A 16,160-nucleotide genomic window follows, 5' to 3' on the forward strand; every position below is an offset into this window, starting at 1 on the left:
CGCAAAACCCGTGTGCGCTTAACGCTCAAGCTAAACAAGGATCCGATGACGCATGACCCAACCTGCACTACGAAGGCAAGACTTATACGACGACTGCCGATATGAAAAACCCGGCCACCTGGAGATTCCCGGCAAAAACGCCGTGTTTCAGGACGAAAGCACTTGCGCGCGTGGCCGTACAGGCTGCTTGTGCCGCTGCGGTTGCTGGCGGGCCAACTGAGCCTGCAGGTGTGCGACGGCATCCAGCACTCGCTGTGCCCAGTCCTCGTCCTGCGGGTCGACCACCACCACGCGAAAACCGTGGTCATGGCCTTCACTGCGCACGCCTTCGGAATCATCGACATGCAAGTCGATATCGAACGCCGGCGGGAATTTGGAGGGCGCGTTCGACAGCCCGTGTACGGACAAAGCGCGGTTATGCAGCACGCTATTGACCACACCGTCGACACGGATGCCGTACAGCAACAGCCAACGCCGGATGTAGGAAGGCGTGCGCCCGGACGAGGTATACACCCAGATACTGCACCCTTGGCGACGCAGCTCGCGAGTCAGGGAACGTGTGCCCATGCGCAACGGCTCGCCCAGCCAGCGGTGCACACAGGCCGGCAGGCGGCTGTGCTCGACGGCGCTGTGGTGCAGCTGGCAGGCCAGCGTGTCGTCGATGTCGAACGACACGCGGATTCGCGGGCGCTTGAACACACGCTTGAGGGTGCTCATCACAGAATACCTTTCCATCAAAGGCCTCCCTGGCAGGCAGGCGCTGGGGTGTCGCTGAGGAAAAACTCCATGGGATCAGGCGCTTTATCTTCCAGGAAAGCCGCGTATTTTTTCTTGATCTTGGGCAATTCGTACAGGGCTTTGACGCCATGCTTAGCGGAATTGCGTATGACCGAGGACGGGTTGAAATAGCCCTCGGCGTTATCCAGCGTCAGCACAAACGGCGCAAACCCGTCGCGCATCAGCAAGTAGCTGACGATCAGCGAGCCACTGCGATTATTGCCCTCGATAAACAGCTGCGGCTTGCTGAGGATGCGCACATACACACCCGCGGCACGCTTCCAGACTGATTCGGTGTGGTGCTTGCAGTACCAGCTGTACAAATCCTTGATGCCACCTTCAACATTGTTGAAGAAGTGCTGCTCGGTCGCCGCCAGGTGCTGGGCATACTCCAGCCGGCGTACCGGGTCTTTGCCGCAGAGCACGGTGGCGTTGATCTCCAGCATCAGGTTCAGTTGCTGAAGGTCAAACAAGTCGACGCCGCGAGCGACATAATCGTCAATCAGGGCATAGCCTTCAAGCACATTCTGCAGCACCTCGTCGGTCAAGGGGTCGCGTGGTTCGGTAAAGTCACGGCTGAGCGCGGCGAAGCGGCTCTGGACCTCACGCAGTGCGCGTTCAATCGCGGGCAAATCAAGACGACGTGTTGCAGACATTGGCAATCCTGAGAAACAGTAGATAAATCGGTCAGCTGAACTTGCCGCTGATGTAGTCCCCGGTCATTTGTTCGCGAGGGCTGCCGAAAATCTGGGTGGTCGGGCCCATCTCGACCAGATAGCCGGTGCGCGTGCCCTGGGAAATATCCACCGAGAAAAACGCCGTGGTGTCGGCTACACGGATCGCCTGCTGCATGTTGTGGGTGACCAGGGCGATGGTGTAATCCTTCTTCAACTCGACCATCAGTTCCTCGACCCGACGGGTAGCAATCGGGTCGAGCGCCGAGCACGGCTCATCCAGCAACAGCACTTCCGGCTCGGTGGCGATGGCGCGGGCGATACACAGGCGCTGCTGCTGGCCGCCCGAGAGCGACAGGCCGCTGACCTTGAGCTTGTCCTTGACTTCATCCCACAGCGCAGCGCCTTGCAGGGCATGCTTGACGCGGTCGCCCAGGTCGCCCTTGTAGCGATTGAGGCGCAGGCCGAAGGCGACGTTGTCGAAGATGCTCATCGAAAACGGGTTCGGCTGCTGGAACACCATGCCGATATAGCGGCGCACCACCACCGGGTCGACGCCCTTGCCGTACACGTCCTGTCCGAGGAAATGCACATGGCCCTCGAAGCGAAAGCCTTTCACCAGGTCGTTCATGCGGTTGAGGCTGCGCAGCACGGTGGATTTGCCGCAGCCGGACGGCCCGATAAAACCGGTGATCTTGTTTTTCTCGATCGGCACATGGCTGTCACGTACGGCCATGAAGTTGCCGTAGAAAATCTTGTCGAGCTTGCAGTCCATGACCACAGGCTCTTTAGTGATAAACGGAGCGGCTATTTGCGCAGTTGATACGTTCAAAGTTCAGTGCTCCCTTGCTTAATACTTGGGCTTGCCGAAGATACGGCTCACGATATTCACGACCAGCACGATCATCACCAGTACCAGCGAGGCCGCCCAGGCGAGCTCCAGCTGGTTGTCGAAAGGCATGCCGGAAAAGTTGTAAATCAGCACGGCCAGCGATGCCGTCGGATTCATCACCGCCAGGCTGCCGTCGTGGTAGATCCAGTAGTTGCTGAACAACGCGGTAAACAACAGCGGTGCGGTTTCGCCCGCGGCACGCGCCACGGCCAGCATCACACCCGTGAGGATCGCCGGCATGCCGGTGGGCAAGACGATTTTCCAGATAACCTGCGAGCGCGTGCAGCCCATGCCGTAGGCGGCGTCTTTCATGATCTTGGGCACCATGCGCATCGACTCTTCAGCCGTAAGCACGACGATCGGCAGCATCAGTACCGCCAGTGCCACGCCACCTGCCGGTGCCGAGTAGGTCCCGGTGGTCATCACCACCAGGGCGTAGGCGAATACGCCGGCCAGGATGGAAGGCAGGCCCGTCAGCATCTTGGCGGCAAAACGTGAGGCATTTGCCAGCTTGCTGTCCGGCCCCAGTTCCGCCAGGAAGATCGCGGCCATGATGCCGACCGGCACCGCGATTGCGGCAGCGATACCGACCATGACAAAGGTACCGGCCATGGCATTGCCGAAGCCGCCGCCGGTTTCGAAACCGGTAGGTGGCAGTTCGGTGAACACTTCCAGGCTCAGGCGGGCGCCGCCACGGGTAATCAGCATGTAGAGCACGGAAATCAGCGGCACGCTGGCCAGCAGCGCGCCAGCCCAGACCAGTGTGGTCAGCACCAGGCTGCGCAGGGCGCGACCCTCGAACTTGCGCTGCAGGCTCGGCATGGCGGTGATTGGGGATGAGAGGTCAGTCATTGTTTAGTGCCCCGCTGAGCGTAAAGCATGATCATGGAGCCGAGGATGTTGACCAGCAGCGTGATGAACATCAGCACCAGTGCGGCGTACATCAACACTTCGATCTCGTTGGGCCCGGCTTCGGGGAAGTTCAGCGCCAACAAGGCCGCCAGGGTGTTGGCCGGCGCAAACAGCGAAAGCGAAATGTTGTTCGCGTTGCCCACCAGCATGGCCAGCGCCATGGTTTCACCCAGCGCACGGCCCAGGCCCAGGACCAGGGAGCCGAAGATGCCGGTGGCGGCGGAGGGCACCATTACCTTGAGAATCGCTTCCCAGTGGGTGGTCCCCATGCCGTAGGCGGCCTGCTTGGTTTTCATCGGGACGCTGGTGAGGGCGTCTTGGGAAACGGCGGCAATGGTCGGCAAGATCATGATGGCCAGTACCAGCGCCGCAGGAAGCAACCCCGGCCCGCTCAAGGACGTGCCGAAAAAGGGGATCCATCCCAGTTCACTGTTCAACCATGCGGTGAGCGGGCGAATCGCCGGGATCACCACGTAGATGCCCCACAGGCCGTACACCACGCTGGGGATGGCCGCGAGCAATTCGACGATGGTGCGGAACACCGCAGCCAGCTTGGCCGGCAGGAAATCCTGAGTCAGGAAAATCGCCATGCTGACGCCGAAAAAACCTGCGATCAGCAACGCGATGAGGGCGCTGTAAAGCGTGCCCCAAATGGCTGGCAAAATGCCGTACTTACCTTGGTTAACGTCCCAGACGCTACCGAACAGCACGTCGAAGCCGTGCTTTTCCATACCTGGAAGGGCCTTGCGTCCCACCTCGAAGACCAGGGCGAAGACCAACGCCAGAATCAGTACCACCCCAATTCGCGCAAGCGCACGGAAGGTGCGATCAACCAGAAAATCCTTCGTAGAGGGCGGCTGGCAGGCAGAATCCGGGTTAACCGGTACGACAAAAGGTGTGTTCATTGGCTAATTCCGGTACAGGGGGAAACTCCCCGGCGTGGCTGACGCGCACACCGAGAGAGGCCTCACGCGTGTTACTTGATGTTGGCGGAAGCTTTGCGAACCTGATCGACCACCGATTGCGGCAGCGGGATGTAGCCCATCGAGTCGGCAATTTTCTGACCTTCGGTCAGGCTGTACTCGACCATTTCACGCATAGCCTTGGCCTTGGCCGGGTTGCCGTTGTCCTTGCGGAAGATCATCCAGGTGTAGGAAGTGATCGGGTAGGACTTGGCACCGTCCGGGTCAGGCAGCCAGGCCACCAGGCTTTCCGGCATTTTCACAGCGGCCAGCGCCTCGGCACCGCTTTCTGCGTTAGGTACGACGTACTTGCCGGCTTTGTTCTGCAGCTGGGCAAAGTCAACCTTGGCCAGCTTGGCGAAGCCGTATTCGATGTAGCCGATCGCGCCCGGGGTCTGGCGCACGGTAGCGGTCACACCATCGTTTTTCGGCGATTTGATGAATTTGTCGCTGGCTGGCCAGTTAACCGTGTTGCCTTCACCCAGGTCTTTCTGGAATTCAGCGTTGATGGCCGCCAAGTGCTTGGTGAACACCGCAGTGGTACCGCTGGAGTCTGCACGCACCACCACGGTGATCGGCATATCCGGCAGTTTCAGGCCCGGGTTGGCGGCGACGATCTGAGGATCGTTCCACTTGGTGATCTTGCCCAGGAAGATGTTGGAGTACACATCGCGTGGCAACTTGAGTTCTTTAGGGTTGCCCGGCAGGTTGAACGCCAGGACGATTTCACCGGCGGTCATCGGCAGCAGCTGCACGCCTTCGGCAACCTTGGCAATGTCTTCGTCTTTCATCGCCGAGTCACTGGCGGCGAAGTCAACGGTCTTGTTCAAAAAGTCCTGAACACCTGCGCCGCTGCCCTTGGATTGATAGTCCACGGTGACACCTGCGGTTTTCTTGCTGAAATCCTTGAACCAGGTCAGATAAATCGGTGCCGGGAAACTGGCACCCGAACCGGTCAAGCGGACGCTTTCGTCAGCGAAAGCCAAGGAACTGGCACAAAGAGAAACCGCAACGGCGAGTGCAGCAGACTTCATCAAGCTTTTCATTCAGGGAACTCCTTGTGATAACGGGCTCCGCGCACTCTGCTATAGGTTTGTTACGTTTTTATGAAAATTGGGTGGCAAGGGCACTTTTGTCCCTTTTTGCCACTACAGACACAGGGTTTGCGCCTGTAATTAGTTCGTAACAAGTTGCGACTAACACTCTGGCACTCCCCTCCCCCGACGCGAGCGCCGCCCATGTCCTCAACAGCAGACGCCTTGATACAGCGCATCCACCGTGAGCTGCTTGATCACAGTGATGAAGAGCTGGAACTGGAATTATCCGAAGACGGGCACGACCTCAATGCCCTGTTTGATGAGCACATGGAGGAAAGCAGCGAAAAGGCCGCCAGGCGGATCTACTTCAGTGAACTGTTCCGCCTGCAGGGCGAACTGGTGAAGCTGCAAAGCTGGGTGGTCAAGACCGGCGCCAAGGTGGTGATCCTGTTCGAGGGGCGCGATGCCGCCGGCAAAGGTGGGGTGATCAAGCGGATTACCCAGCGGCTCAACCCCAGGGTCTGCCGCGTGGCCGCCCTGCCCGCGCCCAACGACCGCGAACAGACGCAATGGTACTTCCAGCGCTATGTCTCACACCTGCCGGCCGCCGGTGAAATCGTGCTGTTCGACCGCAGCTGGTACAACCGCGCCGGCGTCGAACAAGTCATGGGCTTTTGCAACGAAGACCAGTACGAGGAGTTCTTCCGCACCGTGCCGGAGTTCGAGCGCATGCTCGCCCGCTCCGGCATCCAGCTGATCAAATACTGGTTCTCCATCTCCGACTAGGAACAGCACCTGCGCTTTCTCAGCCGCATTCATGACCCACTCAAGCAGTGGAAGCTCAGCCCCATGGACCTGGAGTCGCGTCGGCGCTGGGAAGCCTATACCAAGGCCAAGGAGATCATGCTGGAGCGTACCCACATTGCCGAAGCGCCATGGTGGGTGGTGCAGGCCGATGACAAGAAGAAAGCCCGGCTTAACTGCATTCATCACCTGCTTGGGCAGATGCCTTATGAAGAAGTCGAGCTACCCCTGATCGAACTGCCACAACGCGTGAGGCAGGAGGACTACTCCCGCAGCCCGACGCCGCCGGAACTGATCGTTCCGCCGGTCTATTAGCCATGGCACTTATTAATGTCTCGACGCACGTCAAAAATCGACGGTAGCCGAGAGCTGCAAGGTGCGCGGATACCCTGGGGAAAATGCGCCATAGGAGGCGACGCCCGACCAGTACTCACGGTCGAAGACGTTCTGTACCGTGGCGCGGAACGTCGTCGGCCGCCCTTCTATCTTGGTGGCGTACCGCGCACCGGCGTCAATCCGGGTCCAGGCATCCAGCTGCTGGGTGTTGGCCTGGTTGACGTATTGGCTGTCGGTGTAGATCGCGCCGCCGGTGAGGGTGAAACCTTCCAGCCAGGGGGTGTCGTATTCGGCCCACAGGTTGGCCTGGATGTCGGGCACGCCGACCGGCTTGTTGCCCCGATTGGCGGGAGTCGCTGATTGGGTCAGCTCGCCATCGAGGAAGGTCACGCCCCCCATCAAACGGGTGCCGGTGGCTACTTCGCCGAATACGCTCAGTTCCAGGCCACGGTTGCGTTGTTCGGCCTGCACCGAATACACGCCATTGGCGCCCAGTTCACCGGCAGGTTTTTCGATCTGAAACAGCGCCACCGTGGTCATGAAGGTGCCGTGTTCATACTTCACCCCCAGTTCGTGCTGCTTGGACTCATACGGCGCAAAGGTTTCCCCGGCGTTGCTCGCCGTGCCCGGTGCCGCATCGCCCTTGCTCAGCCCTTCTACATAGTTGTAATAAAAGGACACGTCCTCCCACGGCTTGACCACCACGCCCAGCAACGGCGTGGTGGCGTTGGCGCTGTAGCGCGAGCTGACGGAGCCGGCGGCATTATAGTTACGTGACTCGATAAACTGTCGGCGCACGCCCAGGGTCAGTTGCAGGCGGTCGTCGAGCATCCCCAGGGTGTCGGTCAGCGCCACCCCGGACAACTCCGACTCGGAGATACGCAATACCTTGGGCGTGTTGATGCTTTGCTTGGGCGTGTCCACCGGGTGGTAGATGTTGGAGAGGATTGCCGTGCCGTTGTTGATGCCCCGCGACAGCTCATCCTGGTAACGGGTCGCCATCAGCGTGGTGGTATGGGTCACCGGGCCGGTGGCGAAAAGCCCGCGCATCCCCACGTCGGCAGTAGAACGGTCAACGTTGAATTTGTAATAGCCCGGGATGTTGCTGGTGTCACCGGCGTCATTGAGGATACGCGGCACCTGGTCGGACAGGCGTTTCACATCCGACTTGCCGCCCCCGCATGCGCGAACACGGTGAGGTTGTCGCTCAGGTCATATTCACCGCCGAGCAACGCCGACTGTTCCTTGGTGTCCGACCAGCCCCATTTTTGCGGCAGGCTGGTGCGGCCATTCGGGGCGGATGGCACGTCAACACCGGGTGCGATGGTGAACGGGCGTGAGGCGCCGTCGAAGCTTTCCTTCTGGCTGATGTAGTCGAGGTTCAGCCGCAGCCGCTCGCCGCGATAGTCCAGGGCGATCGCACCGATTCCCACGTCGCGATGCTGGTCGTTGACGGCCGTATCGCCGCCCTGCAGGCTGCCGTTGAAACGCACGCCGAACTGGTTTTCTTCACCAAACCGCCGACTGATATCCAGATGCCCGCCCGCTTGGGAGTCCGACGCATAGCTGCCGGTAAAACGGGTCAGGTCCTGGTCCAGCGGCCGCTTGGGGACGATGTTGATGACACCGCCGACGCCGCTGTTGGGCGAGATGCCATACATCAGGGCGCCCGGCCCCTTGAGCACTTCGACACGCTCGGCGTACTCGGTAAAGACCCGGTAGTTGGGGGCTACGCCGTATACGCCGTCGTAGGCCAACTCACCCAGGTTGCCTTCGCCGATGGCAAAACCGCGAATGAAAAACGAATCGACAATCCCGCCCGTCTGCCCGGTGGAGCGCACCGAGGGGTCGCGCTCCAGGGCATCGGCGACGGTGACGGTTTGCAGGTCGGCGAGGGTTTTGGCGGTGTAGCTGGTGACGCTGAACGGCGTGTCCATCAGGTCTTTGTTGCCCATCATGCCGAGCCGTGCGCCGCGTGCCACCTGCCCACCGGCGAGCACCTCGGGCAGCGCCGTCGGGCCGTTGTAGCGGCCGTCAATCGTGGTGGTGTCAAGGGTCAGGCTGGGCGTGCTGTCATCCGTGGCGGCAGGCGTTGGTGTCTCAGCCCAGGCATTGGCGCCCGCTGCGACCATGACGAAATTCAACAGGGCGGTTCGAATGGCGAGAGTTAACACGCGCTCACCGCAGGGCCGACTGGCAACAGGCATGACGAGAGGATCCTTTCAACGAGAGAAAATGGGAATCACTCCTAATGCCAGTCGACCTGCGAAAAAGTATCACCCTCCCGCCTGATTTTTTTTGCATGGATCATTCGTACAGGCGATCCAGCGGTATCGCGATGACCGGCAGCGCCGGATCAAACACGTGCCGCGTGGTCTTGTACGGAAAGATCTCGCCGCGAGCGATGGTGTGGAAAATCCGTGCGACCTCAAACGCGTGCCCCGTGTGCCAGTGCCGTACGCACACCCGTGGGTCCGCATAGTCAAGCTGGATGCACGGCACCCGGCACAGACCCAACTGCAACGCCGCGTTCAGGCGGTGATTACCGTCCATCACGATGCCTTGCGTGCGCTCGACGATGATCGGTTCCAGCCAATGCCCCGCGCGGATAATCGAGTCGCATAGCCACTGCACATTGGCCGGATCCACCTGTTCCGATTGCAGCACTTCGCACACGGGCCGCAGCGCAATCTGATAGGCCTGCTCCATCCCACCCTGCCCCGGCAGCATGTTCAGCAGGCTCCGGTCTTGGCGACCGCCGCGTATCGGCGGGCCAGATCCAGCAGGCGTTGCGCCTGTTCGATCAGCGGCAGATCGACCATTTCGCCGTCAACTTGCACCGCATGGCTCCCCCCGGCCACGGCACTCATCACCCGATCCGCCCAGGCCAGTTGGTGCGCATCGGGCAGGAACGCGCGCTGCACCGTCGCCAGCTGCGCCGGATGGATGCACAGCTTGGCCCCGAACCCAAGTGAGCGAGCGTAGAGCGAGTCGTGGGCGACCACCGCCAGGTCGTTGATTGCAGGCGTAACCCCGTCGATCGGCGCCGGCAAACCCGCAGTGCGAGAGGCCAGCACGATGCGGCTGCGTGCATACAGAAACGCCTCAGGCACCTGGGCGCAATTGATATCCAGGGAGAAATCCAACGAGCCGAAGGCCAGGCGCGCCAGGCCGGGTATCGCGGCAATCGCCTCCACCTGCTGCAAGCCTTTGGCCGTCTCGATGATAGCGACAATGTGCAATTGGGGTTGCCACGCCAGCAACTGCTCGACCACCCGCGCCAACGCTTGGGGAGCCTCGGCCTTGGGCAAAAATACCCCGGCGCAACGCTCGGGGTAACGCATGTCGCCCAACCATGTGAGGTCCTGACGGAACAACGCGCTGCCGACACTGTTGAGCCGGATAAACCGCTGGCTCGCAACGCTTGGCGTACTCTCCTGCCACGCCCATACGGCCGCTCGGGCAGCGGCTTTGCTCTCGGGATGAACCGCATCCTCAAGGTCCAGGATGATTGCATCCGCCCCGGCCTCAACCGCTTTGGCAAAACGCTCCGGGCGGTTCCCCGGAACGAACAGGTAGCTGATGGGAAGCAGGGCGGTCGTACTCGGACGATCAGTGTTCATTGCATCTCTCCTTGGCGTGCATCAGTCGTGGTTTTTGCAAAATTTTCAGGGGCCCCAGGGCGGGTAAATTGCGCCTCTGGCACCGCCCCCGCCGATCAACGTTTAACCCCTTATTGATCAATGAATTAACACCGCTTTCAAACTAGGGACGAACGCCCGCAAGCGCGTGCAAATACACGTTCGCGCAACGCTCTTGAGCCGGTATTAATTTGAAATATTTGAAAACCTTACTTGATAATCGTTCTCGGTAGCAATATTGTTCACGCCGCCAAGAGAAACTTTTCCTCGGCACATGCAAGTCTTAACGCTCACCCAAAGTATGGCTTAGCGACATCATTCACCCATCGCTCGTCGGTGAGTTAGAGCAGTAAAACCAGCAGTTAGTGGCCGTTCGCTACACCCGTATAAACCTTATGGAATGGGGTTCTTATGCAACTTTTTTGTGAACAGTTTATTACCATCAAAGCCACTGTTTCGCCTGCAGGATTTGTGTGGCATCCACCGCCAAACGCATAAGCATTAAAAACACGTCGAGCGACAAGACCACATTCATCAATCTCTTTGAGTGATTGAAATATGAATGACGACGCTATAAGCGCCAGGGGATAGTTATGTCTATTGCAACAACGCGCCTCAATGAAGCGCGGACCGAAGTTTATCTTTCGAACAGGCTTAATCCATTATTGGACGCAAGCATCGCACAGCTGTTACATAGCCAACCGGACAAACTGCTGGAACTCGTTGCGCAACACGGTTCCCCCCTGAATCTTGTATGGCCACATGCCTTTGCGCTGAACACCTGCGCATTGCAAACAGTGCTGAAACAGCATGAAGTTCAGCACGCGATCTTCTATGGCGCCAAAGCCAACAAGTCGCAATGTTTGCTGGGCGCGGCCAAGGCGTCCGGTATCGGCGTCGACGTTTCCAGCATTTACGAGATGCACGCAGCACTGCGCGCCGGGGTGCCGGCCGATCAGTTGTGTGCCACCGGCCCTGCCAAAACCGAGGATTTTCATCGGGCGCTCGTGCAGGCCGGCGCACTGATCTGCGTGGATTCACTGGAAGAGTTCGACCATTTGAAAACACTGGTCGAAACCCGCAGCGAGGCCATAAAAGCCAGGGTTTTGCTGCGTTACAGGCCCAAAAACTGTACGAGCAGCCGCTTCGGAATGGGCGCCGCCGACCTGTTGGTGTGCTTGCATTTACTGACCCGACTTCGGGCATTTTTTGAGCTCGAGGGTTTTCATTTCCACCTCGGTGGCTATGGGTTCGAATCTCGAGCACAGGCCTTTCGTGAAGTGACCGATTTCGTTGATGTGGCGCGGAAGATGGGGTTAAACCCGACCATGATCGATATTGGGGGCGGCTTACCCATCCGCTATATCGAGCCACACGCCTACGCTCTTTTTTTGCAGAACGACAATACTCCAAGTCACTATTACAACCAGTCAGTGCCCGAGTCTTATTACCCTTACGGCAGCAACTTGACGGCAAGCCAATGGCTGACACTATTTCTGGAAAGTGCCTTCTCGCCGCAACAGAGCATTGCCCAGTATTTGAAAGCCAACAGCATCACCCTGGCATTGGAGCCAGGCCGAAGTCTGGTGGACCAAGCCGCAATCTCGGTATTTCGCATTACACGCAGCAAAAAACTGGCCGATAACAAAACTGTCTTGTTTGTGGAAGGCAGCAGCTTCAGCGCCTGCGAAACATGGTTCTCATCCGAATATTTGATTGATCCGATTTTAATCAGTACGCCGCCAACCTCACCCACACCGATGCAAGCCTATATTGCCGGGCATAGTTGCCTGGACGACGACGTCATTACCCATCGCCTGATCAACTTTAGCGTTTCCCCCAACGCCGGCGACTTATTGATCTATGCGAATACCGCTGGTTATCAAATGGACTTGCTGGAGAACGAGTTTCATCGCCACCCGCTGCCCCGGCGAATGGTGGCGACCTGTTGCACGCAAGGTAACTACGCATTTTCACCTGACTACTAGAGGGAGTACTTCCTATGATACTGACCAAAGTCTCCGAACTGATTGGTAATACGCCCATGTTGGGTATTTATATACCGGGCACTGACGCCCGGCTGTTATTAAAAATAGAAAAGAATAACCCCGGCGGCAGTATTAAAGACCGCATGGCGCGCAACATGGTACTCGCCGCACTCAAGTCCGGACGCTTGAAGCCGGGCGGCGTGGTGGTGGAATCATCTTCGGGCAATACCGGCATCGGCCTGGCCATGGCCGCCGTCGAATTCGGCCTGCAATTTATCGCCGTGGTCGACCATCACGCGGCGCAGGACAAGATCGCGGTGATGAAGGCCCTGGGCGCCGATATTCGGTTTGTCGCGGGGACCTACCGCGAAGATGAAGTCGCGGTGGTAGAGCGCCAGCGCCTGGCGGCCGAGCTCGCCGAGCAGATCCCGGGCGCCGTCTTCATGAACCAGTCCGACAACGCCGCCAACGCCGGCGGCTACAGCGATTTTGTGCGGGAAACCATCGCCCAGGCCGAGGGTGTTATCGGCGCATATGTCGGCTGCGTCGGTACCGGAGGCTCAATGACCGGGATTGCCCGAGGTCTTAAACAGCACAACCCCGACATCGTGACCGTGGCAGTGGAGCCCGCAGGCTCCATCGTCTTCGGGCACCCCGGCTATCCGTACTATCAGTCCGGCACCGGCACGCCTGCCGGGGACACGGTGGGGCTGGTGCTTGATTACAGCTGCATCGACCTGGGGGTGCAGGTCACCGACTCACAAGCCTTCGAGACCGCCCGCTATATCGCCCGCCACCTTGCCCTGCTGGTAGGCGGCTCAACCGGTGGCGCGATTTTCAAGGCCCTGGAGCTGATTCACAAAGGCGTACTGAGCGGCAATGTGGTGGTGCCGATTGCCGACGGCGGCGAAAAATACCTGCACACGGTCTTCAATGATAAGTGGCTGGAGGAACGCGACTTGCTCGACCCCGGCGTCGCGTCGCAGTTGGATACCTGGCTGGGCAAGCACCACTGGCAGGAGTCCAGCTCCGCCCCGCTGCAACTCAGCGTCGCATGAGCCTCTTTCGACTAAGGAATGCCTCTAAATGAACCCGCTGAAAGTCGCCATTTGCGGCGGTGGCCGAACCGGTCATCTCAACGCAATCCTGTTCAAGCAACTGCCCGACGTCCAGGTTTCGCTGCTGACCAGCAACCTGGAAGTCGTCGATCACCACGCCCGGCAGGTACCGCTCCAGGCCCTGCTGCCGGACGGTTCCACACTGAGCGCCCGACTGGATCGGGTGACCGCCGAGGCCAGGCCGGCCGTGGAGGACGCCGATATCGTCATCATCACGGTGCCAGCCCATGCCCGCGCTAAAACCCTGCAGGCCATCGCGCCGCATCTGAGCACCCGCAAACCGGTGTACATCGGTGCGATTCCGGGCTTCTGCGGGTTCGACTGGCTGGCCGAAGCCACACTGGCAAACCAGCCGAACCTGGTGATCTGGGGCATGAAGGACGTGCCTCATACCGCCTTCGAACTCAAGCCCGGCCGGTCGATAAAAATGGGCGGCGGCAAAAGCCAGCTGTATGTCGCGACCCATGCCCGCGAATCCCAGGCGTCGCGCCAGCAGTTGCACGAGATCCTCACACGGCTCTACGGCCCTTGCGTCACGCTGCTCGATCACTACCTGGAGATCACTCTGACGCCCGGTAACCCGATCATGCACAGCTCGGTGATCTACGGGTTGATCGGCCCCTACGGACAATGGCACCGCAAGATCTTTCCGCAGCGCCTGAGCTGGTGGACGGAGTGCCCCGAACTGGGCGCCTACTTCCTGGAACGCATGGATCAGGAAAGCCAGGCACTGTGTGCGGTCATCAGTGAGCGCATGGGCGTCGACCTGTCGTCCGTCAAATCCTTGAAACAGGAAATCGTGGAAGCGTACGGCGATCAGATTCGCGACCAGAGCAGCATGCTGTCCATTCTGCGCACCAACCAGGCCTACAACGACATCCTCGCGCCCATGGTACCGGCCGGTGATAACCGCGCCGGGTATGTGATCGAGCGTGAGAGCCGTGCGTTCAACGAAGACGTCGCCTATGGCCTGGTGCTGCTGGTGGAAATGGCCAGGCGGTTTGAGCTGAAAGTGCCCTATATCGAAGAAGTCCTGCACTGGAGCGTTGCCTATATGCAAGGCCTGCGCGACTCGGCGCTGGATTACTTCCCGAGCCAATGGCCTCGCACGGCATAACCTTTTAATCAATGACTCAACGAGCAGATAGCTGATATGGATGACCTCAACACCTTGATCGCCTACTCCCGCAAGAACGCCCTGCGCCGGCTGATTCGTTGCTTGTTTGCGGAAAATATCCTGGATCGTTCGGCGCTGGCGTTTACCCAAGACGGCCATCAGGCCACCTACCCGCTCAAGCAGAGCGGCGCACGGCTTTTTTTCTCCGCGATTACGCTGGGCCCAGCCGATACGCTGGTCAATGAGGGCGACGTGGTGCTGCTGACGGCCGAAGGCGTGCGCCAGGTGATCTCCCGCCATCAGGACTTGCTGGATGTACTGCGCGACAGTTTCGACTTCGAGCCCAGCGACGAAGGCGTGGCCGGTCTCAAGTCGGACATGGAAAACAGCCTGCTGAACGACGCCCATGCACGCCAGTATCGCCAACACTGGAACGCCCGCCTGGCTCAGGCCGCTCAAGATCAGGGGCTCACCAGCCTCACCGATTACTTGCGCCGGCACTTGAGCACCAAGGACGCCGCGATCTTGCTGGATCAGTGGGGCTCGCTGGAAGGCCACCCCTACTACCCGACCTGGAAAGCCCGCCCCGGGCTGAATGACGCTGAAGTCGAACAGCTGTCCCCGGAGTTCAACGCGCAGGTTGCACTGCGGATCGCCGCCCTACGGGCCGACATGGCCAAAAGCGAAAGCATGCCTCACGTGACCAGCTACCACGCCTGGTTCGCCAGCAACTTCCCGGCACACTGGGAGCATTGGAAGGCGGCGCTCAACGCCAAGGGCCTGGATGAAACGCAATGGCTGCCACTGCCGATTCATGCCTGGCATTTGCAGGCGTATGTGCTCAAGACATTTGCTGCGGAAATCGAAGAAGGCCTGCTGATCACCGAGGGCCCGGATATCCAGACGCTGCCGACCATGTCATACCGCACAATGATGCCGGTGCTGGACCCTGCTGCGCCGCTGATCAAATTGCCCATCGCGCTGTGGATGACCAGCGAGTTACGCAGCCTGCAAGCCAAGTCGATCCATATGGGGCCGCGTATCAGCACGGTAATCACGCAAATCCTGGAAGCCGAAAATGGTTTCGACCAGCAACTGGAAATTTTCCCGGAAGAAATCGGCGTGCGCTACCGACACGCGATCACCCAGGATGACGTTCCGGGAAAACACTTGTCCGTGGTGTTTCGTGCCAGTCGGCAAGCGTTCGAACGCAGCGATGATCGCCTGCCGATCACTGTGGCCTCGTTGTTCACCCGTTTGCCGGGCAGCGGTCGGCCACTGTTTACCGACCTGATCGAGCGCGACGGGTTGCGTGCCGACGCCGCCAGCGTCGAACAGTGGTTTCGCCAGTATGCCAAAGTCGTCACTCACCCTGTGGTGGCGATCTATCTGTTGTACGGTATCGGGCTCGAAGCGCACCAGCAGAACACCATGGTGCTGTTCTCACCCGATGGCTTGCCGCGCAGCCTGCTGATCCGCGATTTTGGCGATGGCAGAACCTACGCCCCGCTGCTGGAAGAACGCGGTTATACGTTACAGCCGCACGTGCAGCCTGGCATTCTGCCTACGGTCTTTACTGGCGATATCGAGCCGGTACGCACGTTTGTACTGGACGCCGCGTTCCTCACACACCTGCATGAAATGGCCCTGTGGCTGACCAAGGAGTACGCCATGGACAACACACGCTTGTGGGCAATATTGCGCGAGGAAACCGAAAATGCCTTTGCTGCCGTGCGCGAGCGGGTCGCGCCGCAGGTGTGGGAAGTCGAGCGCCAGGCCTTTGTTGAGGATCCATGGCCTACCCGTTCGTTGCTGCGTATGCATCTGATGCAGTATTCCAACTACCGTTTGCAGCACACGCTGACCAACCCGCTAGCTGCCGTTTAATTACCGAGGCCGTCT

The 16,160-nt window shown here is 59.5% G+C and carries 12 protein-coding genes and 2 pseudogenes; 5 read left to right on the forward strand and 9 right to left on the reverse strand.

All coding sequences use genetic code 11. The features are described from left to right. Positions 1-147 precede the first annotated feature (147 nt). The 6 genes from LRS56_15135 to pstS form a co-directional block, all read right to left on the reverse strand. Entirely contained in the window at positions 148-735 is a 588-nt protein-coding gene (locus LRS56_15135) for a hypothetical protein (GenBank protein WDU65656.1), read from the reverse strand. Beyond that, positions 735-1,433: a hypothetical protein gene (locus LRS56_15140; protein ID WDU65657.1), complete on the reverse strand. Its 699-nt coding sequence runs from the start codon at positions 1,431-1,433 to the stop codon at positions 735-737. The genes LRS56_15135 and LRS56_15140 overlap by 1 nt, the downstream gene beginning before the upstream one ends. Before the next feature lie 31 nt (positions 1,434-1,464). Beyond that, positions 1,465-2,226, reverse strand: a complete 762-nt coding sequence (gene pstB, locus LRS56_15145) for a phosphate ABC transporter ATP-binding protein PstB (GenBank protein WDU65658.1) — start codon at positions 2,224-2,226, stop codon at positions 1,465-1,467. A gap of 75 nt (positions 2,227-2,301) precedes the next feature. Then, positions 2,302-3,195: a phosphate ABC transporter permease PstA gene (pstA, locus tag LRS56_15150; protein ID WDU65659.1), complete on the reverse strand. Its 894-nt coding sequence runs from the start codon at positions 3,193-3,195 to the stop codon at positions 2,302-2,304. Then, positions 3,192-4,160: a phosphate ABC transporter permease subunit PstC gene (gene pstC / locus LRS56_15155; GenBank protein ID WDU65660.1), complete on the reverse strand. Its 969-nt coding sequence runs from the start codon at positions 4,158-4,160 to the stop codon at positions 3,192-3,194. The genes pstA and pstC overlap by 4 nt, the downstream gene beginning before the upstream one ends. A gap of 71 nt (positions 4,161-4,231) precedes the next feature. Next, entirely contained in the window at positions 4,232-5,263 is a 1,032-nt protein-coding gene (pstS, locus tag LRS56_15160; protein ID WDU65661.1) for a phosphate ABC transporter substrate-binding protein PstS, read from the reverse strand. 192 nt (positions 5,264-5,455) lie between these two features. Here pstS and ppk2 point away from each other — a divergent pair. Further along, positions 5,456-6,373, forward strand: a pseudogene (gene ppk2 / locus LRS56_15165) (polyphosphate kinase 2). A 30-nt stretch (positions 6,374-6,403) separates the two neighbouring features. Here the strand turns inward: ppk2 and LRS56_15170 are convergent. The 3 genes and pseudogenes from LRS56_15170 to LRS56_15180 all read right to left on the reverse strand — a co-directional run bounded on the left by LRS56_15170 (position 6,404) and on the right by LRS56_15180 (position 10,017). After that, positions 6,404-8,601 (reverse strand): annotated as a pseudogene (locus LRS56_15170) (TonB-dependent siderophore receptor). A 100-nt stretch (positions 8,602-8,701) separates the two neighbouring features. Beyond that, positions 8,702-9,124: a ParB N-terminal domain-containing protein gene (locus LRS56_15175; protein ID WDU65662.1), complete on the reverse strand. Its 423-nt coding sequence runs from the start codon at positions 9,122-9,124 to the stop codon at positions 8,702-8,704. Between the two features lie 2 nt (positions 9,125-9,126). Then, positions 9,127-10,017, reverse strand: a complete 891-nt coding sequence (locus LRS56_15180; GenBank protein WDU65663.1) for a CoA ester lyase — start codon at positions 10,015-10,017, stop codon at positions 9,127-9,129. Positions 10,018-10,628: 611 nt separating this feature from the next. Between LRS56_15180 and LRS56_15185 the strand changes: the two genes are divergently transcribed. Genes LRS56_15185 through LRS56_15200 form a run of 4 tightly spaced genes read left to right on the forward strand, consistent with a single transcriptional unit; the run spans position 10,629 to position 16,145 of the window. Continuing rightward, positions 10,629-12,023 (forward strand): Y4yA family PLP-dependent enzyme, encoded by a 1,395-nt coding sequence (locus LRS56_15185; protein WDU60274.1) that lies wholly within the window; start codon positions 10,629-10,631, stop codon positions 12,021-12,023. A gap of 14 nt (positions 12,024-12,037) precedes the next feature. After that, positions 12,038-13,081 carry a cysteine synthase family protein gene (locus LRS56_15190; protein WDU60275.1) on the forward strand — a complete coding sequence of 348 codons (1,044 nt, stop codon included), beginning with the start codon at positions 12,038-12,040 and terminating at the stop codon, positions 13,079-13,081. Between the two features lie 28 nt (positions 13,082-13,109). Then, positions 13,110-14,258 carry an NAD/NADP octopine/nopaline dehydrogenase family protein gene (locus LRS56_15195; GenBank protein ID WDU60276.1) on the forward strand — a complete coding sequence of 383 codons (1,149 nt, stop codon included), beginning with the start codon at positions 13,110-13,112 and terminating at the stop codon, positions 14,256-14,258. A gap of 36 nt (positions 14,259-14,294) precedes the next feature. Next, positions 14,295-16,145, forward strand: a complete 1,851-nt coding sequence (locus tag LRS56_15200; protein ID WDU60277.1) for an IucA/IucC family siderophore biosynthesis protein — start codon at positions 14,295-14,297, stop codon at positions 16,143-16,145. Positions 16,146-16,160 lie beyond the last annotated feature (15 nt).

The sequence above is a fragment of the Pseudomonas poae genome, from assembly GCA_028869255.1.
In the GTDB taxonomy this organism is placed as follows: domain Bacteria; phylum Pseudomonadota; class Gammaproteobacteria; order Pseudomonadales; family Pseudomonadaceae; genus Aquipseudomonas; species Aquipseudomonas poae_C.

What these genes read in the sequence shown, in the direction of transcription:
- LRS56_15195 (WDU60276.1), top strand. Translation starts at nt 13,110, where the DNA reads ATGAACCCGCTGAAAGTCGCCATTTGCGGCGGTGGCCGAACCGGTCAT.
- pstC (WDU65660.1), bottom strand. Translation starts at nt 4,160, where the DNA reads ATGAACACACCTTTTGTCGTACCGGTTAACCCGGATTCTGCCTGCCAG.
- LRS56_15190 (WDU60275.1), top strand. Translation starts at nt 12,038, where the DNA reads ATGATACTGACCAAAGTCTCCGAACTGATTGGTAATACGCCCATGTTG.
- pstB (WDU65658.1), bottom strand. Translation starts at nt 2,226, where the DNA reads ATGGACTGCAAGCTCGACAAGATTTTCTACGGCAACTTCATGGCCGTA.
- LRS56_15185 (WDU60274.1), top strand. Translation starts at nt 10,629, where the DNA reads ATGTCTATTGCAACAACGCGCCTCAATGAAGCGCGGACCGAAGTTTAT.
- LRS56_15180 (WDU65663.1), bottom strand. Translation starts at nt 10,017, where the DNA reads ATGAACACTGATCGTCCGAGTACGACCGCCCTGCTTCCCATCAGCTAC.
- LRS56_15175 (WDU65662.1), bottom strand. Translation starts at nt 9,124, where the DNA reads ATGCTGCCGGGGCAGGGTGGGATGGAGCAGGCCTATCAGATTGCGCTG.
- pstS (WDU65661.1), bottom strand. Translation starts at nt 5,263, where the DNA reads ATGAAAAGCTTGATGAAGTCTGCTGCACTCGCCGTTGCGGTTTCTCTT.
- LRS56_15200 (WDU60277.1), top strand. Translation starts at nt 14,295, where the DNA reads ATGGATGACCTCAACACCTTGATCGCCTACTCCCGCAAGAACGCCCTG.
- LRS56_15140 (WDU65657.1), bottom strand. Translation starts at nt 1,433, where the DNA reads ATGTCTGCAACACGTCGTCTTGATTTGCCCGCGATTGAACGCGCACTG.
- pstA (WDU65659.1), bottom strand. Translation starts at nt 3,195, where the DNA reads ATGACTGACCTCTCATCCCCAATCACCGCCATGCCGAGCCTGCAGCGC.
- LRS56_15135 (WDU65656.1), bottom strand. Translation starts at nt 735, where the DNA reads ATGGAAAGGTATTCTGTGATGAGCACCCTCAAGCGTGTGTTCAAGCGC.